We start from the raw sequence: 26,719 nt of genomic DNA, 5'->3' as shown, positions 1-26,719 counted from the left end.
TTTCCTTATTTTTCAATGAATTCACCATCTTCTTTCACTATAAGTCGCTTTCCCGAAAAAGGGCTATCAACCATTATGTTCCAACCTTGGCTATGATTTTCAAGCGTTGGTGAAATAACCTTACCTTCAATTACCCTATTTCCGATCTGTAGGTCATCCAAGGAATCGGCCCATTTCCCATTCGTTTCGAAATAGGCCTTTTGTGCACGATACAATTCGAATAATTTCCATTTTATTTTCTCATCGCTCGGAATAGCGAAAACTTCCTTATCCCCAGGTTCCTTGGAAGAAAAATACACATAGCCCCATTTTTCGGGTTCATGCATATTGATGACCCCCATGGCAGACCATACCCAATTGTATTCGTGCAAAAGTCTACCTTGATCATTTTTCTTTCTTTGATATTCACCATCAACCAGCTCAAAATCCCAATTGACCCTTGAGAAGTTCACCCTCCAGAATGTATCCTTGGGCACGTTATTGTGATAGTATCCCTTTTTATACGCTTCCCACGGAATGGCCATTTCCAAAACCCAACCTTTATCGACATCAGTGGGATCATTGATCGTTCCGTTTACCTTAACGGCCGATTTCAAGCCGGTAATATTCCAATCATTCAACACCACGTTCCCATCCCGATATGGCTTACTCAAGAACAAATCCCAAGGGGTATTCAACGCATTGACCTCCAATTCATAGTAATTGTACGTATCACTATCGGGATCTATAAAAACCTCAAAGTCGTTATTATGAAAGATAATGGTATCCCTTTTCACCAAATTGCCCCACACATGGGGCTCCTCGAGGTGGGCCAAAATATAGAAATACGTATCATCCCAAAGCATTTTCACCCGGGTTTTGTACTTGGGCTTTTTTATGCCCTCAATATCAACAAAAGGTTCCGTCCATGCTACCCGACCCCATGCCTCATCAGCATCCTCTCCATCGATGATAAGGGGTTCGGGTGTTTTATAGGCGACGTAAGATTCAGGAACAATAGGAGCATCACGGTTCTGTGCGCATCCCAAAAAGGACACGCCTATCAAAACCAACAAACATAAAACCTTCGAGTCCATGAATATTATAAACTATTGTTCTTTGTGAATTCCACTATCTCGCTAAGTTTTCCAAAAGCCAAGGCAACTACGGTATCCGCGGCACCATAATATACGGCTACCTTGTCTTCGGCTTCATCATGTAAGGCCGCACAAGGGAAAACCACATTCGGCACATCCCCGGTCAGCTCATAGGATACTGCCGGCCCCAAAAGATAGGGTTGTGTCCTGTATTTTACCTTATCGGGCGCATCCTCTTCCATGATTGCCGCACCCATGGCATATCTAAAACCATTACAGGTATTGATTACCCCGTGGTAAAACATCAACCAACCTTCTTTGGTTAAAATAGGAATCGGTCCGGCGCCGATCTTGGTACACTGCCAAGCACTATCCACAAAATTGGTCGCTTTCATCACGCATCTGTGCTCTCCCCAATATTTCATATCCGGGCTATAACTGACATATATGTCACCAAAAGGCGTATGCCCATTATCACTAGGCCTACTCAACATGGCATACTTTCCGTTTATCTTCTTTGGAAACAACACCCCATTCCTATTGAAAGGTAAAAAAGCATTTTCACATTGGAAAAATTCTTTAAAATCAAACGTATAAGCTATCCCTATCGTTGGGCCATGGTACCCATTACACCAAGTAATCCAATACCTATCCTCTATGAAAACGACCCTGGGGTCATATTTGTAATCGGAATCTATCATTTGGGTGTTCCCGGCCTTCATTTTGATCGGTTCATGATCAATGTCCCAATCAATGCCATTTTTGCTGAAGCCCGCAAAAATATTCATCTGCACCGCTTTATTATCACATCTGAATACGCCTGCAAAACCATCTTTATAGGGTACTACCGCACTATTGAAAATACTATTTGAAGAAGGAATATCATAGCGATTGATTATGGGGTTCTCGCTATATCTCCACATTACATCAGTGCAATCGTTCGGCTTATCTTGCCAAGGTATGTTTTTCATTATCATCATTTAATTGTTAGTCCTGAATCTTTTTTACTTTATCGAGCCACGTGTATTTCAATATAAGGGTCGTTGCCATAAACACCCCTAAGGTGACGTATGTTTTGGGATAGTCCCTGATCATGAAGTATATGGGCAACAATATCATACTGGATTGCCAAATAATACCTATGGTACAGTTGAACATATCCATCCAAAAACCGGTGTTCTTGACCGTAGCATTATTTTCGGTTTTCAATTCTCTGTAAACGGGATCCCACCAACCCCATGGGCGAACATTATGGTAGAACGCCTTCAACACTTTCATATTCGTTGCCGGCGTCAATAGCGTTCCCAAGAAGGAACCTGCCAGGGAAACAAAAAATATGATCGGGAAGATGTAAATAGCCGGAATTTTAGCCAAATCATATAGCATGGTCCCCACTTCAAAATTGCCTTTGTTCTGATCCAACAAGAACTGTAACGTGGCGATGATAAGTCCGGAAGTCATTCCCCAGAAATATCCCCAGCCATTAAAACGCCACCATATCCACTTCAAAAAGTTAGCCGCAACGTACCCCCCGTAAAGCGCACTGGTTATCCATAAGGTAATGGAGTTTATCGAATCGGCAAAAAAGCCCATGGTAACCCCCAAAATCACGATGGCGAAAGAAGCGATATGGCTTGCCCGAATATAGTGTTTTGGTTGGGCATCGGATTTAAAATACTTTTTATAAATATCGTTGACGATATAAGCCGGCCCGGAATTCACAAATGCGGAAAAAGTAGACATGAATGCAGCCAACAATCCAGCCAACAAAAGTCCCTTAATACCGACCGGCACATGGTTATTGATGACATTGGGCAAAATAATTTCAAGATCCCCCAAGCCCAAATCCGAAGAAACCGCCATTTCCGGAGCCAAATACACCAAAGCGAGTACTACGATACCGGTAATCAACAAATACCTCGGAATGAATAATATAAGATTGGTAAAGCCGCTCATATAAGCGGCTTCCTTTACAGATCTAGTGGATAGGATCCGTTGCATATCATAACTCGGCGTGGGTCCCGCCACACTCGCAAAAAATCCTTTAAACAGACACATTCCTATAAAGGCACCGAACATTTTATACCCTTGGGTATCGACAAGGTCATTAAAAGCCTCGAATTTCCCTTGCCAAGAACCTTCGAGGGTATTTCCGAAGAAAATAGTACTCCATTCCGTTGAAATAATGGAATGTATTTCAACATCGGTTACGGTCACAAAAGCATATATAGCAATCAGGATTCCGGCAATTACCATGATCAGGTACTGTAAAACCTCAGTGGCGACCACGGAGAACATACCGCCTTTTATAGTATAAATAGTCGTCAAAAAGATGATCAACAATGCATACGACTGACTGGAAGTCAACAACATAAAGTCGTTAATGGTCAAGGTGGCATCCCACGGCAAAATTACCGTCATGAATTTCCCTACGCCTTCAAAAAAATACGCGATAAAACCAATCGAAGCGATAACGGCAAATATCGCGACTATCAAATGTGATGCCCTTCCTGCTTTATCATCCCCAAATCGTGTCAATATCCATTCCGATCCGGTCATAATATTGGAACGCCTGATCCAAATCGCCAAAAAGACCATAATGAACACTTGGTTCCAAATGGGCCACATCCACATGAACATAAAGCTCTTCGCCCCATAGAGGAACAAAAGTCCGACCATCCAGGCCGTACCGGAAACATCGAACATTCCCGATCCATTACTTAACCCTAAATAGTACCATTTAATACTCTTACCCCCCAAAAAATAAGAATCCAACCCTTTGGAGGCCCTTTTAGATACCCAGATACCAACCCCAAGGGTCAATACGATATACAATACTATGATTAAAACGTCTATGCTATCCATTAATGCTCTCCTTAACCGTATTAGTCAGTTCCCCATTCCTTATTAGGTGTATCCCCCATAACAAAATGAAGCACGCCCCCGTCCAATAGGGTTTGGTGTGAAATTGAGGTAGTGTTGAAGGGTTCACCGTTCAATGCTGCCGATTGGATATAAATGTTGGTATCCGAAACATTCTCGGCTTCCACCGTAAAAGTTTTTCCGCCCGGAATTTCGATGGTCGATCTTTCAAAGATCGGACTCCCTATTTCGTAGTAGGTAGAAGACGGGTTCATAGGATATAAACCGATGGCACTAAAAACATACCAAGCGCTCATTTGGCCACAATCCTCATTTCCACTCAAACCATTCGGGCTTGTGTTGTATTGTGTATCCAATATGTATCTCGACCAGTATTGGGTTCGCCAAGGCTTATCGGCATGGTTGAACATATAGGCTATGTGGTGACTAGGCTCGTTTCCATGGGCGTACTGACCGATCAAACCCGAGATATCTGCCGAAACATTACTACCTGTAATCTCGGAACTCTCGGTAAACAATTGCTCCAATCTTTGGGTAAACACATCATTCCCACCGTGCAGTTGGGCCAAATCCTCAACCGCGTGGGGAACGAACCAGCTATGCTGCCATGCATTACCTTCGGTATAATCGGTATGCTCCCTGTGATTCGAATATTTGGGATCAAAAGGTTCGTTCCAAGTCTTGCCATCTTTGGATTTCCCCCTCATAAAACCCGTATCGCCATCAAACAAATGTTCATAGGCCTTAGAACGATCCATAAAGAATCGGTAATCCTCTTCCTGCCCCAAGGCCTTTGCCATTTGGGCGACACACCAATCATCATAGGCGAATTCCAAAGTAATGGTAACCGACTCATCCAATTCGTCATAGGGGATGTAACCATACTTTTTATAAGGGGCCAATCCGCGTTCATCCTGCATCATGGTCACCTTCATGGCCTCGTATGCCTTTTCCGCATCAAATCCCGTTATACCCTTTAAATAAGCTTCGACGATAACAGGGATCGAATGGTACCCGGTCATCGTATTGGTTTCATTGGCATAAAGGGTCCAAACAGGTAGAATATGCTTGGTTTCATAATACGCCAGCATACTGTTGATGATATCCGAAACTTTCTCGGGAGCGATCAAAGTGAGTAATGGTTGCTCTGCCCTAAAAGTATCCCATAACGAAAGCGTGGAATAGGCCGTAAAGTTTTCTGCGCTTACAATGCTGTCATTTTCTTTTCTAAACTGTCCGTTTTTATCACTGTAGGTAACCGGGGCCACTTGGGTGTGGTACATGGCGGTATAAAATATGGTCTTTAACGAATCTGCAGTAGTTTCGACTTTAATTTTGGACAAGGCGTCTTCCCAAGAATCATTGGCCTTCTTTTTGGTCCCTTCGAAATCAAAAGCCCCCTCTTCCAAGTTCTCCTTGGCATTGGCGATACTTACAGACGATAACGCTACCTTAACCAACAATTCATCGGCATCCCCCGCTTCAAAAAACAATTGGGCTGCGGTCCTTACCCCTTGCCCAAGATCGCCTTCCACCGATTTTTTATCCGAAACGATATCATATTCAGTGATCGGTTTGGAAAATTTGGCCGTAAAAAACACTTTTTGATTTTTTGCCCAACCGGTACTAAAACGGTATCCACTTATGGTATATGGATCCTCTATTTGCAATGAAGCGCCCACCGCCTTATCCCAATTGATCGCAAAACCCAAATCGACCACAACGGATTGTTCATCATCCGCTTTAAAAGTATATTTATGGTAGGCCGTACGTAAAGATGTGGTCAATTCGACATTGACATCGTGGTCTTCCAAATAAACTTGATAGTACCCTGGAATCGCTTCTTCGTTCTTATGGGAATAGGAAGACCTATACGATAAGGAATCCCGGGATTTCGGCATTGGCAATAAGTCAACCTTTCTGTTTATCGGCATAAAGATGATATCCGCCAAATCCCCAATACCCGTTCCGCTCAAACTCAAATGACTAAAGCCCACGGCTACTGAATCCGAATAATGGTACCCGGAACACCAATCCCAATCACTTATTCCGTTTACCGGGCTGACCTGCAGCATACCAAAGGGAACGGTGGCCCCGGGATAAGTATGCCCATGGCCTCCAGTCCCGATAAAAGGGTCAATATATTGTGTCAGTAATTCCTGTTCCGTACTTTTGTCGAAAGCCCTTTCTTTACAGCCAACCATATAAACCGCCAAAAAGAAAAATAGCGCAAAGTATCTCATAAAATACATGTTAGTTAAGTTATCTAACTTAAAAATTCATATATTAAATAAGTATTGAAAGTAATTTAGACCGACGTAGGCTAAACATAGCTAAACACCAAAAAAACAACCTTATTCGGAAAATGAATTTTGAATCCAATCGCCTATATCGCATTTTACCCAGACACCATGTCATTTTCTGGTTGGTCTACTTTGTCATTACGGTAATACGTTGGGGAGGAATTCATGGAGACTATTTATACTCCCTGAAAACCACCTTATTGGGTTTCCCCATCCATATGTTCTTGGCTTATCTGAACATTTATGTATTAATGCCCAAATTGGCCTTTAAGAAAAAGTACTTCACCTATATCGTGGCAACACTATCGACCATCTTTCTGATGGTTGTCGTGAAATTCAACCTGACCTACTATTTGATCAGCACGAATGTCTGGCCAGAAGTAAGGGAAATAGACCGTATCACCATTAATTACATCATTGACATGATGATCGGCGAGATCTATGTAATAACCTTCGTGACCGCCATAAAAATAACGATGGATTTTTTGCAGGAAAATCAACGGGTCGCCAATCTTGAAAAGGCCCAACTGGAAACCGAATTGCTTTTTTTAAAGACCCAGATTTCCCCCCATTTTTTCTTCAATACCCTTAACAACATTTACTCCCTTGCCGTAGTACAATCCAAAAAGACCCCGAAAATCATTTTAAAACTTTCGGAATTGATGAGGTACCTGCTCTACGAGACAAAAGGCAAAAAGCAATCCTTGCAAAATGAAATCCTCTGCATCCAAAATTATTTGGATCTGGAGCGGGTTCGCCACAACGATGAATTAGAGATTGAAATGTCGATTTCCGGAGATATCCAAGGCAAGAAAATAGCGCCCATTCTCCTGTTATCATTTGTGGAAAATGCCTTTAAACACGGTGTACGCAAGAACATCGGGGAAGTAAAGATCACCATTGATTTCGAAATCAAGAAAGATTGGCTATATTTTACCATCACCAACCCACTCCCAAAACAACCCGAGAACAAAGAAAACATTTCCGATCAATACGGTGGAATCGGTTTGGAAAATGTAAAGAAAAGATTGGAACTGGGATACCAACCCAGTGATTATAAATTGATGATGAGAAACAAAAACGGCATGTTTGTCGTAAAACTTAAAATAAAGGTGTCATGAAGATAAAATGTCTGATAGTCGATGATGAGCCCCTTGCAATCAACGTTATAAAAAACTACTTGGATCAATTGGACGATTTTGAAATATCGGAAACGTTCAATAATGCGGTAGATGCCCTGAACTTTCTAAAAAGCAACACCGTCGATGTCATTTTTTTGGATATCAACATGCCCGTATTGGATGGTATAAATTTTATAAAGAGCTTGGAAGACCCCCCACTTTTGATCGTTACCACCGCTTATGACGAGTTTGCCTTGGAAACCTACGAATTGGACGTAATCGATTACTTGGTGAAACCTTTTGAGTTCCCAAGGTTCATGAAAGCCCTCAATAAAGTCAACAGAAGACTCAAAAATACGAACACCTCCTTGGGCAAGGCCGAAAAGCGTCCGTTCATTTTCGTGAAAATAGACAAAAAGAAAATGAAGAAGATTTTTTTGGACGAAATATTGACCGTGGAATCGCTAAAAGACTATTTAAAAATAAACACTACCACAGGCAGGTATATCATCCATAGCACTTTAACAAATTTCACGGACCTTTTGCCCAGCGAAGATTTTATACGCATACATAGATCGTATACCGTAGCTATCAATAAAATAGATGCCGTTGAAGGCAATAGCGTGGAAATCGAAGGTCTGAGATATGTCATAGGCAAATCCTATATTGATGAAGTAAAGCAAAAAATACTCGATTCATCAATATAAGATTAAAAATCATAGTGCCGTAGACCATATAGATAGTAGGTTATTAATAATGATATCGTTTAAAAGCCTCAATGGCTTCATAATTTGCCAAGCCTAAGGCGTTGTATTTCTTAGCGGTCAATCGATTCCTATCCTCGGCCCTTACCCAAAACTCCCTGCTGTCATCCCCTTGGAACATGACACCATCTTTTTGGGACTGATGACAGAATATGGCATGTCGTTTTTTAAGCACTTGATCCGGACTCATGGGAACCGCCATATCAATTTCATAGGATTCCCACTCGTGCCAAGCCCCACGGTACAACCAGACCCAACAATCTTCCATAAACTTATGCGTCTCATCATATTTAAGGACATCCAAAGCCTTGAATAACGCATCCAAACACACCTTATGGGTCCCGTGTGGATCTGCCAAATCGCCCGCCGCGTAGATTTGATGTGGTTTTATCTCTTCAATTATATTACACATAATTTCGATATCCGCGCCAGAGAGATTGCCCTTTTTTATAGTCCCTGTTTCATAAAAAGGCAAATCCAAAAAGTGTACGTTTTTATCCTTTAGACCCAAATAACGTGTTGCGGCCAAGGACTCACTCCTTCTGATCAACCCTTTTAATTGGCGTACCTCAATGGAATCGATCTCATTCCCGGTCTTCACGGCGAGCTTATCGATAATGGTTTTTGCCTCCTTGAGTTTTGCACCCAATACATTGGCCACTTCAGCAAACTTTAAAGCTTCGACATCGGAAACGGCAATATTCCCGGAAGTCTGGTAGGCCACGTGTACTTCATGACCTTGCTGGATCAATCTATCGAAAGTACCACCCATGGAAATCACATCATCATCGGGATGAGGACTGAATATGATGACCCTTTTCTTTTCGGGCTCTGCCCTTTCAGGACGATAGGTATCATCTGCCCTGGGTTTCCCTCCGGGCCATCCCGTAATGGTGTGCTGCATTTCATTGAACATTTTTATGTTCAAATCATAAGCAGTTCCTTCCAGTGACAACAAATCGGACATTCCGTGATCATTGTAATCCTTATCGGTTAACTTCAAAAATGGTTTTCCCGTCATTTCACTTAACCAAACAACGGCTTTTAACTTTAAGGATTCCGTCCATTTACAAGACCCTACAAGCCAAGGGGTCTTTATTCTTGTAAGCTCCGATGAAGCCCCTTCATCCAACACAAAAGTCGTATTATCATGTTCTTGCAAATACGTTGCGGGCACATGGGAGGAAATTTCCCCTTCGATCGTTTTTTTAAGAATATCGGCCTTGCTGATCCCCCATGCGAGCAATACGATCCTTTTGGCACTTCTTACCGTTCCGACGCCCATTGTAATGGCTTTGCGAGGCACATTTTCAATACCCAAGAAAGCCGGGGCGGCATCGACCCTGGTCATATGGTCAAGCGTAATACTTCTGGTACCTGAATTAAAATGGGAACCGGGCTCATTAAAACCTATATGACCTGTTCGCCCTATCCCCAGTAACTGAAAATCGAATCCACCGAGTAATTTTATTTTATTTTCATAGTTGATACAATATTGATATAGATCCTCACTGCTCACTATACCACTGGGTATATTGATATTTTCGGGTAAAATATCCACATGGTTGAAAAGGTGCTCATGCATGAAATAGTAATAACTATGAATGTTATCCCGTTGCATTGGATAATACTCATCAAGATTGAAAGTGATCACGTTGGAAAACCCCAAACCTTCTTCCTTATGCATCCTTACCAATTCCTCATAAACCTTTACCGGGGAAGAACCTGTTGCCAGACCCAGAACACATGGTTTGCCCAAAGCTTGCTTTTCCTTGATCAAATCGGCAATTTCCCGGGCCACGACCAAAGAAGCCTCATCCGATGATTCGAAAATAACATTATGGATTTTCTCAAAACGCGTTTCTTCAATTTTACCTGCTGCCGTGTATTTTATTAGTTCTGCACCCATTAAGATTCCTTTTAGATTTATTTGATAGTTAAAAATATCTTTTACACTTCTTTCCAAACCTAAAATTTCGACCAACAACCATAGGCCTTAGACAAATCCCTAAACACCACACACTTCCAGTTAACCCCAAAGTACCTCATAAACAACAACTTATTGAACACCACGGAGCATCAGGAAACAATTCCCTTTAAATTCGATTATTGCGATAAACGACAAAATCCATTATTTATCGAAGGGCAGGTGCTATTGGTCGAAATTTTAATTTTTCGAGTAGAGGAAATTTATAAGTTTAAAAAATTGTTAAAAAAACGGGCTCAAACCCAATTTCTTTAACTAAAAATTAGCAACATATAACAATAGCATCAAATTAGGAACCAATTAAAACCAACGAGAGTCAATGAAAATGCAACTAATGACAAGAAATTACAAACGTTTTATTCAAGTAAAATACTAAACTCACAATCTTATGAAAATCAAATTATCGAGTCTTTTTCATACAAAAAAAAGGACTAAAATTCCCTCCGTGCGAGCTCTTATTTATTTTTGCTGTGCAGTTACATTTGGTTTAACCGCAAATCCCGTACTGGCATTTGAGAACGCTGTTGACATTGTTCAACAACAACAGATCAGTGGTACCGTAACCACCTTGGATGGTATGCCTTTACCTGGCGCCAGTGTGGTGGAAAAAGGAACCACCAATGGTATTACTACTGACTTTGACGGTAATTTCACCATGCAATTAAGTTCCCCCAACGCAGTTTTGGTAGTATCCTACATCGGCTTTATCACAAAAGAAGTCAGTGTTAAAGGCCAGTCTACCATTAAGGTTCAACTAGAAGAAGATGTTGCCATGTTGGATGAGGTCGTTGTTGTAGGTTATGGTACTCAAAAGAAGATCAACCTAACAGCAGCGGTTTCCCAAGTAGGTTCAGAGGTTTTTGAAAACAGACCTACTGCAAATGCTTTTAGATCGTTACAAGGTACAACCCCCGGCCTTGTAATATCCAACTCTTCTTCTGGTGGTGAGCCTGGTGCTTCTTCGGATATCAATATTCGTGGTTTTGTCACAAGTGGTGGTACAGGGAGTATCGGCGATGCCGAGCCATTGGTACTTATCGATGGAATTGAAATGAGTTTAAATGACATCGACCCAGAGGATATTCAATCGGTTTCCGTTCTGAAAGATGCTGCCGCAGCCTCTATTTATGGTTCCCAGGCCGCTGCTGGTGCGATTATCGTAACCACTCGAAGTGGTAAAAATTCACAAGGGCAGATCAAAGTGAACTACAACAGTAGCTATTCGATCACCCAACCATCGATATGGCCAGAAAGTGCCAGCCCCATAGATTTTGCCTATACCATCAATGATGCCCGAACGAACAACAACCAATCGGCCTATTATGATGAAACGGATTTAGCCAACATCATGGCCAATATGGAAAGTCCAGGCAGTGCACAGACAATAGTATCCAACGCTTCAGGAAATGGTTGGGATTATGGCACCATCGGTATTGAAGGTACTGCTGCGACCGATTGGGATGAGATCATCATGAAAAAATGGGCGCAAAGAGTAAAACATAGCGTAAATATAACCGGAGGAACTGAAAAAATGAATTTTTATTTGTCCGCCGGTATTTATGATGAAGACGGATTGTTAAAGGTTGGGGATGAATCTTATCAAAGGTATAATTTAGATGCCAAGATATCCGGTAAGGTTAATGATTGGTTAACCTTGGAATTATTGAGTAAATACAGGAAAAGTTATACCGATTTCCCAACTGAAGCTAACAGTAACACTACATTTTGGAACAAATCAAGGGTATTGGATCTGATTACGAAAATCAAACCCACCTTACCACAGTACGACCCCATTTATGGTTTGGAATTACTACAACACACCTACTATCCATTTTGGGATTATCAGCGTGTTAAAACGGAAAACGATCAAATCGTTCTTTCACCAAGGATCATTATCGAGCCTTTCGACGGACTTAGGATAAATGCCAATTTCAATTACAAAAGGGACAACAACTTCCAAGAGATAAATATCTTGGCCAGTCAGACCGTCGTCCCTAATGGCCTTGTCGACAAAGTATCACAAGCATCAACTTCATACAGTCCGACCGTTGCGATCAACGAATACTTTTCCCCTAATATTTTCGCAACCTATGACAAATCGATTAACGACCATAATCTACATGCTACGGTAGGTTTTCAAAGTGAGGTCAACAATTACTATGCCCTTGGCGCCTCATCGGACTATTTGATCAGTAATAACATTATTTCACTTAACGCATCATTGGATGATGATCAAACGGTAAGTGAAGCTATATCCCATTGGTCAACCGTAGGTGTATTCAGTAGGTTTAGATATAACTATCAAGAGAAGTATTTATTTGAATTCAGTTACCGTAGGGATGGTTCTTCCAGATTTGAACCGGATAACCGATGGGCAGGATTCCCAAGTTTCTCCGCAGGATACAATGTTGCCAAAGAGGAATTTTGGCCTATTGATGCCATCAGTACATTTAAACTAAGAGGTTCATATGGTACGCTGGGTAACCAAAATGTTGATAATTACCTATACCTTTCGACCATAGAGTTGAACACGGCCGGAACCTCTTACCTATTTGATGGGGAACGCTTGACCTTTTCACAAACACCGGACATATCCAGTGAGAATTTAACTTGGGAAAAAGTTAAAACAACCGATATTGGATTTGATCTAACTGCTTTTACCGGTAAACTTGATCTAGGTTTCTCTTGGTACCGTACCGATATTGAAGGTATGGCGGCCCAAGGAGCCGATTTACCCGCTCAATTAGGTACCTCAGCCCCTTTAACGAATATTGGAACATCAAGGGTACAAGGATGGGAAGTAGAAACTACTTGGAGACAAAAATTAGGTGATTTCGGATATAGTATAAGAGCCGTTTTAAGTGACTATAAACGATCTATCGTAGAATACCCCAATGACACAAAAGCCTTGACCAACTATTTTGAAGGTCAGGACTTGGGAGATATCTGGGGATTCCAGACCGAAGGTCTGTTCTTAACGGATGAAGCAGCTACGGAAGTCACTTCAAATATCGACTATTCGTTCATAACCGGCTGGTCACGTGTTGCAGGGGATATCCAGTACAAAGACCTTAACGGGGACAATGTCATAGACCGAGGTAATTATGTGTACGGTGATACTGGGGATTACGGCGTGATCGGTAACTCAACACCACGCTACCAATATTCGGTAACCCTAGGTATGAATTACAAAAACTGGGATTTCAATGCCTTGGTACAGGGTGTCGGTAAACGCGATTTGTCTTTTGGTAGCCAGCAACGTTTTAGAGGTCCTGCCAACGGTCCGTTCCACGCCTTTGTATGGGAAGGTCACTTGGATTATTTCAGACCGGAAGATACTACCAGTCCTTTAGGGGCAAACACCGATGGTTATTTTCCTACCCCTTATTTGAATGGTGGAGGTAGAAATAACAAGAACTATAGCTATAGTACGGATCGATTGATGCAAAATGCCGCTTATACAAGGTTAAAAAGCCTACAGGTCGGTTTTACCATCCCGAATGATGTTACCAATAGGTTCGGTGTAGATAAACTAAGGATTTTTGCTACAGGGGAAAACCTATTCACCTTTACCGATTTGATGTTCTTCGATCCTGAAACGAATACATCAGGATTGACAGGTAGTGCACAATCCTACCCATTATCAAGGATACTTTCTTTGGGTGTAAATCTATCATTCTAAATAAAAAATTAAATAATCATGAAAAATATATTTAAAATATTTATTCTAGGAACGATTCTATTTTCAACTTCATGTGAAGATTACTTGGATAGAACTCCCTTAGATTCAGTTTCTGAAGTTACCTTCTACAGTACGCCTTCAGATCTACAGGCCGCAGTAAATGGCTTTTACAACGATTTGCCAGGTTGGTCAGCCCTTTCCATAGGATTTAACATTTTACCCGATATGTATTCCGATATGGGAACCGCACAGGAACCCAGTAATCGATTGAGTGGCTTAAGCTATGAAGTTCCCACTTCGGCTACCTCTTCCATTTGGAGTTGGGATGAAGTAAGGGAGTCTAACTGGTTATTGGATCATGTCGATCAAGCTGAAGGGGATGAAACCCTTATCGATCAATATACCGGGGAAGCCTATTTTTTTAGATCCTATTATTATTTCAATTTATTGCAAAGTTATGGGGACCTCCCCATTTTCCCAGAGTATTTTGACAATACCGATGAAGAATATATTTATGCTGCAAGGAATTCCAGGGATGAAGTTGCCGAATTCATCATTTCCGATTTGGACACCGCGATTTCATTATTGCAATCCTTCCCGGACATATCCGGTCATCCTAGGATAAGTAAAGAAGTAGCCCAACTGTTCAAAGCTAGGGTTGCCCTTTATGAAGGAACATGGGAAAGATATCATAGTGGTACCGATTTCGGTGTTGATGGTTCAGATGGTTCTTCATTCTTGCAAATAGCGGCCGATGCTGCCGAAGATGTAATGAACGGTGGTGTATTCTCCTTATACAGCGATTACCAAACTTTATTCAACCAAGTAGGTTATAGTGGAAATAGTGAGGTCATGCTTTGGAGGGACTACAACTCGATCACGTTAAGTATTGCCAACGTTTTACAACAACAATGGCCTAACCGTTGTGGGTATACCAAATTTGCCATAGACAGTTATTTATGTGATGATGGTGATCCGATTTCAGCAAGTACAAGATATCAAGGCAACACGGACTTATCAAAAATAGAAACGAATAGAGATCCGAGATTGGCAGCAACCCTAATGGTTCCCGGTGATTTGATCGAAATTGATGCCAATGGGGATGAGGATTATTGGGAATACCCCGATTTCAATGGTACGAATACCAGTTTAACCGGTTATGAGTCCGAAAAATACAGGAATGTGGAATACGATTCGGATTATGGTGATTTCACCGAAGATACTTCAAGGATCATCTTCAGATATGCCGAAGCCTTATTGATCTTTGCCGAAGCTAAAGCAGAGTTAGGTACAATAACACAATCAGATCTGGACATTTCCATTAATTTATTAAGGGACAGGGTAGGCATGCCCCATATGAATTTAGGTAGCATTACCTTTGATAAGGATTGGCCAAATTATGGTTATACGTTGACCGATGTTTTGTATGAAATACGTAGGGAACGTTCTGTAGAGTTGATGGCCGAAGGATTTAGGGCCGATGACCTATATAGATGGAGGGCCCACAGCCTGTTTGATGGCGATCAGCCAAGAGGTGCTTATTTGGAAGATGGTATTGTAAACCAGACATTGAGTGCCGAGGATGCCAGTTTGGACTCTGAAGGATTTATTTTACCATTTGCCAGTACGGGCAATTACAATTTTGACGAAAGTAAAGCTTATTTACAACCGATACCGTTGGATGAACTGATACTTAACCCCAACCTTACCCAAAACCCAGGGTGGTAGTGAATAGTTCCTATATGCCAATTGGCATAAAACATACTTATGGCAGCTGATTTTTTAGTTAATGGTTAGTGTTTTGAATCCTCCATAAGGTAAAGGGTCCCATCTAATGGGGCCCTTTTTTATTGGTAACGGGCAGAAAGTCAAAAACAGTCCCGATTAAAGGAGTGCCATGCCCTACTGGGTATGGGCCGGTTTATTCCCAACATCCTAGGGAAAGAACCAAAACCACCTGTATCCTACAGAAAACACGATTTGAAGGAATGGTCGGTGGTACCGTAACCGATCACTGCCTTTGAACGATAAAAGGGCCATTCAATACATTGGGTTTGTTGTAGGTAAGGCCTTGTAAGGTCTCCTGGGAAATGACACTAAGGCCAACAGCTTCACATATGGCTTGCCCAGCGGCGGTATCCCATTCCATGGTAGGACCGAACCGGGGATAAAAATCCGCTCCCCCCTCGGCCACCATACAAAACTTAAGGGAGCTTCCTTTAGAAACAAATTCGATGGGACCATATCGTTCCCGCAATTGTCCAATATAATCCTCGGTTTCCTTATTCATGTGGGACCTACTCCCGACGATTATGGTTTCCCTTGTCTTCCTTTTTGCAGGTTTTAAACTCAGTGCATTTAGAAACCAATTTTCCAAAGGGGTGAAATTTTCGTCGAGCACAACTTTATAAGCTTTCTTTTGTGTAACATCGGCATAGTAAAGTGTTCGGGAGACCGGTATGAAAATGACGCCCAATAGCGGCTTCCCCTGCCCTATAAGTGCTATATTCACCGTAAACTCACCGTTCCTATCCACAAACTCCTTGGTCCCATCCAAGGGATCGACAATCCATAATTTTTCCCAATGCTGTCGGACACTATAATCAATTTCCTTATTTTCCTCACTGATAATTGGTAGGTGTGTAAGTTGCAAAAATTCATGAATCACGGAATTCGAAAGCTTGTCGGCTTTTGTCAAAGGGGATCGGTCTTTTTTGAGTTCCACTTCAATCTCCCTATTCCTATATACCTCCATAATGGATTTTCCTGCCGCAATAGCGGCTTTTATGGATAGTTCAAGGTAGTTCTTCATCATGATCGAAAAGTATTTGCTTGTGATTTTCTGTCTTCAGTCAACATAAATTGACCATACCCAAAATCTTTTTGATTTTATGGCAACGGTCATCAACACCCCAAACGTATTACCTAAGTAACTACCGATTTATCCCCCCCCCCTTAAAACGAACCCAATAAGTGTAACCGGCAATCCTAGGCAAATGCCAGGAATAAAAATAGCGCCCCTATGGGGCAACTGACATGATATCGATCAGTGCGTCAATGCCCAAAATTAATTTATTTTGGATATGGTTTTAAAACGCCCCATATTGATTGCCGTTTTCGGACTTCCCGGTACGGGGAAGACCACCTTTGCTTCTTTTTTGGCCAGCCATTTGGGGATCAAACATTACAATACCGATATCATTAGAAGTTTTAGGGGAAAGTCCCATAAATACGATGACCAAAATAAAATATTGATTTACAATGAGATGCTACGCCTGACAAGGTTGGAACTTGATAGGGGTAAAAGCACAATTGTGGATGCAACGTTTTATAAACGGGAACTGAGAGAAAAATTCAAAGACCTGGCCAAGGAATTTGGCTTTATCGTGAAATGGATCGAAGTTTGCGCCGAAGCGGAGAGCGTAAAAAAACGCATATCGAAAAAGCGACTGTACAGTGAAGCCGATTACCCTGTTTATCAAAAGATAAAAGAACAATTCGACCCTATGGAAGAGGAATACCTGCAAGTATTTACCGATCGGGAAGAATTCCCCGATTTGGTCGATAAAGTCATCAAGTTCCTGGAACAATGACTCATGATCAGGTCAACCATATTATCGACAACAAAGCTTTTCCTTATCCTACGGATGGCATCAAACTGATCGTGACCCATATTTCTTGGGTCATACTTACCGATCGATATGTCTATAAAATAAAAAAACCGATCAGGTTCAGCTTTTTGGATTTTTCAACCTTGGAAAAGCGCAAAGTCTATTGTGAAAAAGAGGTACAACTGAACAAGCGGCTGGCCCCTGAAATGTACCTTAAGGTGATTCCCATAACAGAAAACAACGGGAATTACAGGATACTTGGAAGCGAAGGCACGATAATCGACTATGCGGTCTTAATGAAGCGGATGGATGAAACAAAACAAATGGACATGCTTTTGGAACAAGGCGCGGTCAAATCGGGATCGATCGTAAAGTTGGCAGAGGTATTGGCCCGTTTTCATCAAGAGGCGACCATTGTTCCCGAAGGGGAAGACTGGAAGGAACTTTACGGGGAGTTCGAGGATATATCGAGCATAAAGGATTTTTTGGAACGGAATTTCGGAAAAGAAACAGGACAATTCCTGGAAGAAGTGAACCGATGGGCCTATCGATTTTTAAACCAAACGAAAGAACGGATCCAGGAGCGCAACGAACAGGGCTTCGTCATTGAAGGCCATGGGGACCTACATACCCGGAACATCTTTCTTTTGGAAGATCCCGTTATTTTTGATTGCATTGAGTTTAACGATGATTTCCGGAAATTGGATCTGCTGAATGAAATTGCTTTTTTGTGTATGGACTTGGAACGATTCGATCGTTTCGATTTATCCAAACTGTTCCTTGATCACTATCTATCCAAAATACACTGCATTGCGAATAAAACCGATGAACGATTATTCGCTTTCTACAAATTATACCGGGCCAACGTCAGGTTGAAGATACATGCGATCAACGCCATGGCCACAAATACCGACAAAGACAAATGGCAAAACGAATTGGCATTGGTACGACAATATCTGGCACTATATCAATTATATTATTCCGCATTAAAGCGTAAATAAACAACACTACCCTGCCCCAATAGCCATAGGTATCCTTTTTCTTATCTACCGCCTTTACCGTTTTAAGTGTACCCTTCCTACAGAAGCCGTACTGCCGTGCATTTATACAGTTTGTGAGTCCAAACCTTTTCCCAAAAGAAAAGGGCTCCACTGCGTGGAGCCCTATGACCTATGGTGCTTTATAAACACTAACCATTAACTATAAAATCAGCTACCATAAGTTCATTTTACATCTAAGGATTGGGTACCCAAAGACGTTTGTTTTCATCCCCTTTTGGATTGTGCTTCAATAATCCACTTTTACAAAATGCCTTCAATACACAGAATACGACCCTGTCAATCGGCAATTGCGAACAATTACCCGATTTGCCCAAAGGTATGTAAAAAGTTCATTAATCGATAGCCTTACCATAAATTGATTTGACTGTCCAATAAAATAATGAATGATCTGTCATTTCCGATTTCCGAAAATGGCGCGGAGGGAAAATGGAATTCGCTGTTTCCCTAAGGGCCATTCCTTATCCCTTACCGGGCAAAACCGTACGTATCACCTTTTTATTGCAATCCCGCCTGCCGGGCTATTTTAGAAATACCCCAACACAATCGCTATAATCTAAAGGTTAAAATCATAACCAATAACAGTAAAGCAAGAACAAACAAAAGACCGGAAATAAAAAACACTTTCTTTCCGTTACTTTGTTCGCCCATAATTATAAATTGGAAAATTGAAAGTCTGTGGACAACCTATATAAAAATGCGTATAAAACCACTGCGAACATGGCGATAGTGAACCATGTAAAAGCTTTAAAACTATATTTCAAAAGGTAGTTTTGAATGTTTCTGAATCTTTCCAGATAAATTTCTCTAACAAGTACAAATGTCTTCATATTATGGGGGTTTTGATTTATTGCAAAGGTTGTTCGGTTTAAAAAAACAGGGATAATTTTTCGATAAAAGTGAACAAAATGGAGCCAACTGGAATTTGAACCACAAGCCCCCATAAGATCTTGAATAAATTTCAGTCCCAGTCTATTAATGCCTTAGGATAAAACGTAAATTCCAGGGATAAACGGTTACTCCCAACCAAAGGAATTAGGGTATAAAAATGGGTTAAAAGATATATCCCAATCCCTGGTTGCCCCTTTTATTATTTATACCCCATAGGAATAATTATGCACCCGAATTGAATTTCGGTGCCACCTAAAGTATGGCCATATCATATATTCATTGTGGGGATATGACCCAAACCCCTAATGGCGAACCCGTTTCCTTAAAGGAGGCATGAGTCCATTTATATCCGGAAAGCGACAACCAATCATGCAATGATAGGGTACAATGCGCCCGATTCTATATTCTTCCTTTTTCATAAGTTATACAGACAGTTTCGATAGTAAAGGGGAAACGGAAAGGGCCGACAACTATAATCAGGCCCAGACCCGGTTAGATCAAGCCTCGATTATTTCATTTGGAAACCAAAAACTCCGCATATCGTAAAAAAGAGGCCAAAAGGTTGCTACGGTCAGTTGCCGCCGTCTTAAATTCATCCAAGGTTTTCCTGTCCAGTTTCCTCCCTTTGATGAATACCATTTCGGGATTTTGCAATACGGCTAAATCCTGTAACGGATTGCCGTTAACAAGAATCAAATTGGCCATCTTACCATTTTCGACGGTTCCGAAATCTTTCATAAACCCATGTACTTTTGAAGGGTTGACGGTCGCCGTTTTCAATACTTCGTAATTCGACAGTCCGGCCTCCCGATATAATTCCAATTCCCTATGTATGGAAGCTCCCGGAACCGTAACCCCGATACCCGCATCGGTTCCACATACGATATTGACCCCTGCCCGGTGTAGCTTTTTTAGGGCCAATAAATGAAACATATGTTGGTTTTTGATCCGATCTACCACACCGGGATCTTCCATTTTAGTGCCGTACCAGCGGTCAAACTGAGCCTTGCTGTCCATTTTCCGGATCATGGGGTTCATTTGACCCAAAGAGCTTGAATTAAGGATATCATCATCCTCCAACATATTATAAATATTATGGAATACGGTCAAAGTCGGACAGAAGGAAGTTTCATGGGCTTTACCGAATGCAGCCACTACTTCATTCAATTTTAAGGTGTCCAACTTATAATCCAATGGTTGTTGCACGATGTCCTCAGCATGTTCAACCGTAGCGATCCCCGATCTAAAATGATATTCATAAGGCACCTTATTGGACGGATGTGCCGCTATATCCAAATCGCTCTTTTTAGCCTCTTCCAGAATGGCATCAAAATAATCCTGGGGCAGACCATAATATGTTTTTATGAAATCGTATCCCTTGTTTTTTATTTTGACCACCATATCCTTTGCTTCCCCCACACTAAAAAGTTGTTGGTTATCGTCTCCTAGGAATTCCGGACCCGTCAACTTGGGACCACTGGTAAAAAACATTGGAGCAAGAATCTTATCTTGGGTAATGGCCGCCTTCATTCGAAGATGCATGGGTTGCCCCCAAACATTCCGTACGGCCGTAACCCCATTGGACAAATAGAGTCCCAATTCGTAATCATCCCATACATGTACGTGCATATCGGTAAGACCCGGCAGTAAATATTTGTTGTTGCCGTCGACAACGGCCATATCCCCCGCATCAATATCTTCGGCAATTTTACTGATGACCCCATTTTTTATCCAAACGGATTTGTTGCGTAAAACGGTATCCATGGTCATTGGCAAAATATTTACGTTGCGGATAAGATAACTGCGGTTTTCCGCTTCAGGATGGTTCGTTATTTTCAGATAGCCAACATTTCCCAGGTCGATCAAGAGTACGCTTAGGACTAGAACAATGATCAACAAGAATAAACCTGTTATGAGTTTCAAGATGGTTTTTAAGATTTTCTTCATAATGCATATTTTATCGCTACAAAGATGTTATGAATCTGTGGTTCAGTCGTTCCAATTTATAATTTGAAACATATCATATGATTTTAAATGTACTTTTAATTTCCATGATTTTAAAAAACTTTTCCAGATTCGAGCATCCATAAACCATAATACCTGTTTGGGAAATTGATCTCGTATTTATCCTTTTCCATTTTTGATCGGCCCTACTTATGACATTCCCCAGTGGGCACATTTATTATAAACGGGCACCACAGCATATGGGTCAGTGCAATTTCAACTTCGTCCTAAATTATAAATCAGGACGATTGATAAGGCACTTAAATTCACCTTTGTTTCATCAAAAATCGAAAAATCATGAAAAAATCAATCAAAACCTTTCTCTTTTTAGTCATGGCCGGTATTGCCATGCATGCCCAAGAAGCCCCGAATGAACCGCTCGGCTTTCAAAAAGATTTTAAACATTCGATAAGTGCCTGCCCTGTAGCCGTGGTGTTTGGCATCTACTCGATCAACTATGAGTATCTGCATAATCAAAAACACGGAATGGTGGCCCGATTTGACTATGAGGCCATACCCAAAACCTATACCAATGCCAATATCGAATCAAGTGGGTATTCTTTCTTATTGAACTATCGTTATCACTTCAATAATCGTATGAATTCATTTTTTGTGGGTGCCTATGCCCGATATAGACAGTTTGAAGGTGAGGGTATGATCGATGATACCCCTTTTGAATTTACCATGCCCGACATAAGCTATGGCTTCAATGCAGGTAAAAAGTGGGTTTGGAAAAGTGGATTTAACCTAACCTTTGCCTTGGGATACGGAATATCCCATGAAGATTGGGATACAACCCCCAGTTCCGGGGCCATTAATGGGGCGATCAGGGATTATAGGGACGCCTATGATTTCATCGACCCTTTTTATGGGGAATTCTCGATCGGGTTTTCATTTTAGTCCCATGCGAAATAAGACTTTCGGCATTTAGCCCAAGACATGCCCAGGACCGACCCCTAAGGACGGCTTGGGCATGCTTCTTTTCTTTTCTAAGGGGAACCCACCAAAAAAGTACCGGCCGTATGAACCATTGCCGTTGATTCTTGGTAAGGGGCGACCATAGTTGGACTTTTTAGGGATGGTCTTGACCGAATACGTTGAACATCCGCTCTCCCCAACTACCCGTATTATTTGTTATTCATGTAAAAGCAATACTTTTTCAAGCGATAATCGATGGAATACCGGTTATGGGTTATTTCTTGAAGGACATAAACAAGAAATGCCAAATGAATGAACTGGGGTGTCAAAGCTCCCCAATTTTCAATCAGCGTAGAGCCGAAAATGAGCATGATCATCAGGATCGCGGAACCTATCGAAGCTAAGCGGGTAAACAATCCCAATACCAGGAATATCCCCAATATCAATTCAGCAACTGGCAAAAAATAACTAAATGGCAACACCAATAGCTCTGGAAGCATCGATTTTTCAAACGATTTCAGCATCCAATCACTGAACAAGCCCAATTTCGGAAGACGAACCAATCCGTGACCGAACATACTCACCCCTACGGCTACCCTGACCAATAAATAAGCGGTTTTAGAATTCATGAATTTATATCTTAAAATAGGTTACGAACTAAATCATTTAAAGATTCCAACGGAAGTGGAATTTACAATACGGGAAGACCACATCGGACCGTCCCAGCCCTTATTTAAGGTCCTTTAAAAAACGGACGAGTTCCGCAGGTTCTGCCCTATTGCGATAATCAGCATCCAAAAAAGCATATTGAATCTTCCCTTCCCCATCTATGATGTAGGTAGCGGCCAAAGGCAGTTCTTGGGAATTATCGCCATTGTAGTTACCCATTCCGAATGATTTATCATAAATATCCGCTACCTCATCCGTAAGTTTAAAAACGATGCCATATAATTTGGCAACTTCATTCCCAACATCACTTAACACCTCGAATTGAAGTCCATGTTTTTCAGCCGTATCCATCGATCGATCGGGCAACTCTGGCGTAAGGGCGAGTAAATGTGCCCCATTCGCTTTAAAATTAGGTACTTCCTGCAGCAATTTCTGTAAGGTTATATTGCAATACGGACACCAACCTCCTCGATACCAGGTCAAAACCACTTTCCCCTTTTTCAGGTAATCCTTTAATGCCACATTATTGCCCAAGGCATTTTTCAGGACAAAATCGGGTGCCTCCTCCCCTACTTGCTTTGCTTTCCCGACGACACCACTTTTACGTACGGCATCAATACCCTCTTTATAGACCGTTTTTTTATGCGCATCGGCATTCAGTTCAAAATCTGCCTTTTTCGCTTCCAAAAGGGATTTGAGACTTGTTGTTTCCTTATTTTCCAACATATTACTTGAAATCTTCTATTGTCAAACCATTATCGAACTTAATATCCGACCAAGTAACCTTTATCCATGGGGCATCGCTTACATCGGCATTCCAAGTCGATTTCTTGTATAAGCGTTTTGTCGGCAACAACAACCCATCCACTTCCTCATATTGAAGCTTCATCAAATTGGGAGTCTCCATAACCCCAAAATCAGCTACCGTGAAGAGGAACTGGTCAACCAACCCCGTTTTTGCATTGATATAAAGTTGATAAATGTCGGTGGGTTTGTCCCCTTCGGAGGTAAAGGAAATCTTTACGACATTATAGCCCGTCCCATCAATGGTTTCTTCCTTTACGTATTCATAGTTGACCCCTGGATCCAATAATTTTTGCATCATGGTAAACCAATAAAAATTGGTAGGTCTATTAAAGGCTACCCTTTTTAAGAGCTTTTCATCCTGTAAAGCCACCCCATTGTGTTTTAACCAATACGTACTACCATCATATCCCTGCTCGATCAATCCTTCAAAATCGGGAAGCGTCCTTTCGTGTCGGTGATACGCCCCATAGGACAATTCGCCATTAAAAAGGTATTTTTCGGTGGAAACGTCGGACTTACCATCCGGGGTTTGGTAGGTATAGGTATATACCACATCCTTTAACTTGCGTAAACTTTTATAATCACCGACCTTCTGTACCATATCGTATACCAACTGATGGCCTTGATTCTCGAATGTAGGTGAAGTAAGGGCCTCTGTTGTTTTTTCGGGGGAGACAGACTTGGTTTTTTTGCCATTATTGCAAGACACCAAAAGGCATCCGAAGATGATCAACGATAACTGTTTAATTTTCATGGATATTGTTTTTTTTGAGTTGGTTTATTTCGTTAAAAATGATTTTAAAGGTGTTATAAAAGCCTGAAAACTTTCAATATGGGGCAAATGGCCGATATTCGGTATTTCAACCAATTCACTGTTCGGGATACTTTGCTGTGTTGCTTTCCCCAATTTATTGTACAGCCCCATGGTTTGCCTTACTTCTTCAGGTACAAAAGCTTTTCCCAAAGCTGTCCTGTCCCGGGTGCCGATAATCAATAAGGTAGGACACGTAATGTGCTCGAATTCATAAAGCACCGGCTGGTTAAAGATCATATCATAGGTCAATGCCGCGTTCCAGGCAACTTTTGGGTAATCGGAATTCAGGGTCCAACCCGCCAACAATTCGACCCATTGATCGTATTCGCTCTTCCATTTCCCATCGTAGTAGTACTTCAATTGGTACGCTTTGATTTTTTCAGCGGTCTTTTGCAACTCCGCCGCATACCATTGATCGATTGTTTGGTAGGGCACTACCAATTTCCAATCTTCGAGTCCGATAGGGTTCTCCAAAATAAGTTTTTCCGTGGTTTCGGGATACATCAAAGCAAATCGGGTTGCCAACATCCCACCCATGGAATGTCCCAAAACTGCCGTTTTCGTCACTTTCAAGGTATCTAAAATGGCTTTGGTGTTCTTTGCCAATGCCTGAAAGGAATATTGATAATTATCGGGCTTGGATGATTTTCCAAAACCGATCTGATCGGGTACAATTACACGGTACCCATCGGCCGTCAACCCATTGATGGTCGTTTCCCAATAGGCGCCATTGAAGTTCTTCCCATGCAATAGCATAATGGTCTTGCCGTTGGCCTTTTCGGGCTTAACATCCATATAGGCCATTTTCAATTCTTGTTGCTGGGCATTTATGGTTATATAATCCACGGGATAAGGATATTCGTAGTTGCTCAACATAACATCCAACCATGGGGTCTTGCCATTTTGTGAGTACCCCATAAAACCGATAAGCAATACAAATAATACAAGCTTATTTTTCATTTCAATCTTTGTTTTTTATCATTCAACACTTAATTGCCAATTTATACCAAAGCCCCATTGGCGCCTATTACCTGACCCGAAATCCATTTTGAATCATCGCTGGCCAAAAACAATACCACCTTTGCAATATCCAAAGGTTTGGCCAAACGATTAAATGCGTTCATACCACTCAGCTTATCTATAAATTCCTGTGTCTTACCTTTTAAGAACAATTCGGTTTCGGTAGCTCCCGGGGCAATTGCATTGACCGAAACACCCCTCCCTATTTCCTTTGAGAACACGCGTGTCATTTGCTCAACCGCTGCTTTTGATGCCGAATAAAGTCCGTAAGTGGGAAACATGAGTTTAACCGTACTCGAGGATACGTTTATGATATTCCCGTTATCGGCCAATTTACCGTCGGCTTCCTGAAGGGTGTTGAACACCCCCCTTACGTTCACATCGAATTGTTTATCGAAATCTTCCTGGGTATTCTCCCTTATGGCTTTGGAAACCATTACCCCTGCATTATTTATCAGCACGTCAACTTTCCCGTATCGCGCTATGGTCTCATCGAACAAGTGGGTCACTTCTGCCCGGTTGCTTACATCGGCTTTTATACTAAAGGCGGTTCCCCCTTTGTCAACAATGGCTGCCACGGTCTCTTTGGCACCCGCTTCACTATTGGAGTGGTTTACAACGACCTTTGCCCCATTTTCTGCCAAGAGGAGGGCGATTTCCCTTCCGATACCCCTTGAAGCTCCTGTAACGATAACGATTTTGTTTTCCAATATCATACTTGTGCAATTTTTGGATTAGATTTTATGGACTGTAACCTGTAAACCGAGAAAAAGGAAAGAACAAGGGCTATTGCCACGAGCATGGGTACCGGTTTGGGCCGGGCAAAAAACTCCATTCCCAAAGCAGTCAACATGACCATCAGTAACATTGAAAATGCCATTTTTCCGATAATCCTATGCTTACCGATAGCAAAAACCAGCAATAAAGCAGCCAAACCCAATTCTGAAATACCCGTAACCATTCTAAAAAAATCCGCATCCACGTGAATCGCTTTTTCAAATTGTTCGAACCCCGCAATACTTTGAGGCATTCCCAGTAATTTTGGGATGGCAAAATAGGTCATGGCCACAATGGAGATGACATTGATTGAACGATCGATACTGATTTTCAA

At 41.6% G+C, this 26,719-nt stretch carries 21 protein-coding genes; 7 read left to right on the top strand and 14 right to left on the bottom strand.

The window, feature by feature from the left end; translation table 11 throughout:
* Window positions 1–5: 5 nt before the first annotated feature.
* From PHU20_RS09350 to PHU20_RS09335, 4 genes are read right to left on the bottom strand one after another with little or no spacing between them, the layout of a single operon-like run.
* On the bottom strand, window positions 6–1,076 hold the full coding sequence (locus PHU20_RS09350; RefSeq protein ID WP_274825088.1) for a sugar-binding protein: 1,071 nt from the start codon (window positions 1,074–1,076) through the stop codon (window positions 6–8).
* A 5-nt stretch (window positions 1,077–1,081) separates the two neighbouring features.
* Window positions 1,082–2,047, bottom strand: a complete 966-nt coding sequence (locus PHU20_RS09345; RefSeq protein WP_274825087.1) for a glycoside hydrolase family 130 protein — start codon at window positions 2,045–2,047, stop codon at window positions 1,082–1,084.
* Window positions 2,048–2,063: 16 nt separating this feature from the next.
* Complete coding sequence (locus PHU20_RS09340) at window positions 2,064–3,941, bottom strand: sodium:solute symporter family protein (RefSeq protein ID WP_274825086.1); 1,878 nt, start codon at window positions 3,939–3,941, stop codon at window positions 2,064–2,066.
* Window positions 3,942–3,961: 20 nt separating this feature from the next.
* The gene (locus PHU20_RS09335) at window positions 3,962–6,211 is read right to left on the bottom strand and encodes a GH92 family glycosyl hydrolase (protein ID WP_420828673.1); all 2,250 of its coding nucleotides are present in this window, start codon (window positions 6,209–6,211) and stop codon (window positions 3,962–3,964) included.
* A 113-nt stretch (window positions 6,212–6,324) separates the two neighbouring features.
* Here PHU20_RS09335 and PHU20_RS09330 point away from each other — a divergent pair, with 113 nt between their 5' ends.
* Window positions 6,325–7,383 (top strand): sensor histidine kinase, encoded by a 1,059-nt coding sequence (locus PHU20_RS09330; RefSeq protein WP_274825084.1) that lies wholly within the window; start codon window positions 6,325–6,327, stop codon window positions 7,381–7,383.
* Window positions 7,380–8,090: a LytR/AlgR family response regulator transcription factor gene (locus PHU20_RS09325; protein WP_274825083.1), complete on the top strand. Its 711-nt coding sequence runs from the start codon at window positions 7,380–7,382 to the stop codon at window positions 8,088–8,090. The genes PHU20_RS09330 and PHU20_RS09325 overlap by 4 nt, the downstream gene beginning before the upstream one ends.
* A 43-nt stretch (window positions 8,091–8,133) precedes the next feature.
* Here PHU20_RS09325 and nagB read toward each other — a convergent pair whose 3' ends face one another.
* A complete protein-coding gene (nagB, locus tag PHU20_RS09320) occupies window positions 8,134–10,056 on the bottom strand; it encodes a glucosamine-6-phosphate deaminase (protein WP_274825082.1) in 1,923 nt (640 codons plus the stop codon).
* A gap of 523 nt (window positions 10,057–10,579) precedes the next feature.
* Here nagB and PHU20_RS09315 point away from each other — a divergent pair.
* Together PHU20_RS09315 and PHU20_RS09310 are read left to right on the top strand one after the other, a co-directional pair.
* Window positions 10,580–13,816 carry a SusC/RagA family TonB-linked outer membrane protein gene (locus PHU20_RS09315; RefSeq protein ID WP_274825081.1) on the top strand — a complete coding sequence of 1,079 codons (3,237 nt, stop codon included), beginning with the start codon at window positions 10,580–10,582 and terminating at the stop codon, window positions 13,814–13,816.
* An 18-nt stretch (window positions 13,817–13,834) separates the two neighbouring features.
* Entirely contained in the window at window positions 13,835–15,544 is a 1,710-nt protein-coding gene (locus PHU20_RS09310; protein WP_274825080.1) for a RagB/SusD family nutrient uptake outer membrane protein, read from the top strand.
* Between the two features lie 283 nt (window positions 15,545–15,827).
* On the opposite strand, the gene cysQ is transcribed toward PHU20_RS09310, so the two are convergent.
* Entirely contained in the window at window positions 15,828–16,631 is an 804-nt protein-coding gene (gene cysQ, locus PHU20_RS09305) for a 3'(2'),5'-bisphosphate nucleotidase CysQ (protein WP_274825079.1), read from the bottom strand.
* A gap of 268 nt (window positions 16,632–16,899) precedes the next feature.
* Between cysQ and PHU20_RS09300 the strand changes: the two genes are divergently transcribed.
* Together PHU20_RS09300 and PHU20_RS09295 are read left to right on the top strand one after the other, a co-directional pair.
* Window positions 16,900–17,409: a P-loop nucleotide/nucleoside kinase family protein gene (locus PHU20_RS09300; protein ID WP_274825078.1), complete on the top strand. Its 510-nt coding sequence runs from the start codon at window positions 16,900–16,902 to the stop codon at window positions 17,407–17,409.
* A complete protein-coding gene (locus PHU20_RS09295; protein ID WP_274825077.1) occupies window positions 17,406–18,428 on the top strand; it encodes a phosphotransferase in 1,023 nt (340 codons plus the stop codon). The genes PHU20_RS09300 and PHU20_RS09295 overlap by 4 nt, the downstream gene beginning before the upstream one ends.
* A gap of 710 nt (window positions 18,429–19,138) precedes the next feature.
* Here the strand turns inward: PHU20_RS09295 and PHU20_RS20095 are convergent.
* Window positions 19,139–19,315 carry a DUF6747 family protein gene (locus PHU20_RS20095; RefSeq protein WP_338040886.1) on the bottom strand — a complete coding sequence of 59 codons (177 nt, stop codon included), beginning with the start codon at window positions 19,313–19,315 and terminating at the stop codon, window positions 19,139–19,141.
* A 574-nt stretch (window positions 19,316–19,889) separates the two neighbouring features.
* Window positions 19,890–21,323 (bottom strand): amidohydrolase family protein, encoded by a 1,434-nt coding sequence (locus PHU20_RS09290; protein WP_274825076.1) that lies wholly within the window; start codon window positions 21,321–21,323, stop codon window positions 19,890–19,892.
* A gap of 354 nt (window positions 21,324–21,677) precedes the next feature.
* Between PHU20_RS09290 and PHU20_RS09285 the strand changes: the two genes are divergently transcribed.
* Window positions 21,678–22,280, top strand: a complete 603-nt coding sequence (locus PHU20_RS09285) for a DUF3575 domain-containing protein (RefSeq protein ID WP_274825075.1) — start codon at window positions 21,678–21,680, stop codon at window positions 22,278–22,280.
* A gap of 227 nt (window positions 22,281–22,507) precedes the next feature.
* Here the strand turns inward: PHU20_RS09285 and PHU20_RS09280 are convergent, their stop codons facing one another.
* The 6 genes from PHU20_RS09280 to PHU20_RS09255 form a co-directional block, all read right to left on the bottom strand.
* Window positions 22,508–22,927, bottom strand: coding sequence for a DoxX family protein (locus PHU20_RS09280; protein WP_274825074.1), 420 nt, complete (start codon window positions 22,925–22,927; stop codon window positions 22,508–22,510).
* A 100-nt stretch (window positions 22,928–23,027) separates the two neighbouring features.
* Window positions 23,028–23,693, bottom strand: a complete 666-nt coding sequence (locus PHU20_RS09275; RefSeq protein ID WP_274825073.1) for a peroxiredoxin-like family protein — start codon at window positions 23,691–23,693, stop codon at window positions 23,028–23,030.
* A 1-nt stretch (window position 23,694) separates the two neighbouring features.
* A complete protein-coding gene (locus PHU20_RS09270) occupies window positions 23,695–24,528 on the bottom strand; it encodes a DUF6503 family protein (protein WP_274825072.1) in 834 nt (277 codons plus the stop codon).
* Window positions 24,529–24,552: 24 nt separating this feature from the next.
* Complete coding sequence (locus tag PHU20_RS09265; RefSeq protein ID WP_274825071.1) at window positions 24,553–25,548, bottom strand: alpha/beta fold hydrolase; 996 nt, start codon at window positions 25,546–25,548, stop codon at window positions 24,553–24,555.
* A 41-nt stretch (window positions 25,549–25,589) separates the two neighbouring features.
* Window positions 25,590–26,324, bottom strand: a complete 735-nt coding sequence (locus PHU20_RS09260; RefSeq protein ID WP_274825070.1) for an SDR family oxidoreductase — start codon at window positions 26,322–26,324, stop codon at window positions 25,590–25,592.
* Window positions 26,321–26,719: a hypothetical protein gene (locus PHU20_RS09255; RefSeq protein WP_274825069.1), complete on the bottom strand. Its 399-nt coding sequence runs from the start codon at window positions 26,717–26,719 to the stop codon at window positions 26,321–26,323. Before PHU20_RS09255 ends, PHU20_RS09260 begins: the two co-directional genes overlap by 4 nt.

The organism is Maribacter polysaccharolyticus, assembly GCF_028882255.1.
Classification (GTDB): Bacteria; Bacteroidota; Bacteroidia; order Flavobacteriales; family Flavobacteriaceae; genus Maribacter_A; species Maribacter_A polysaccharolyticus.
Note: the sequence above shows the minus strand (reverse complement) of the source record. Positions and strands in the feature narration are given on the sequence as shown.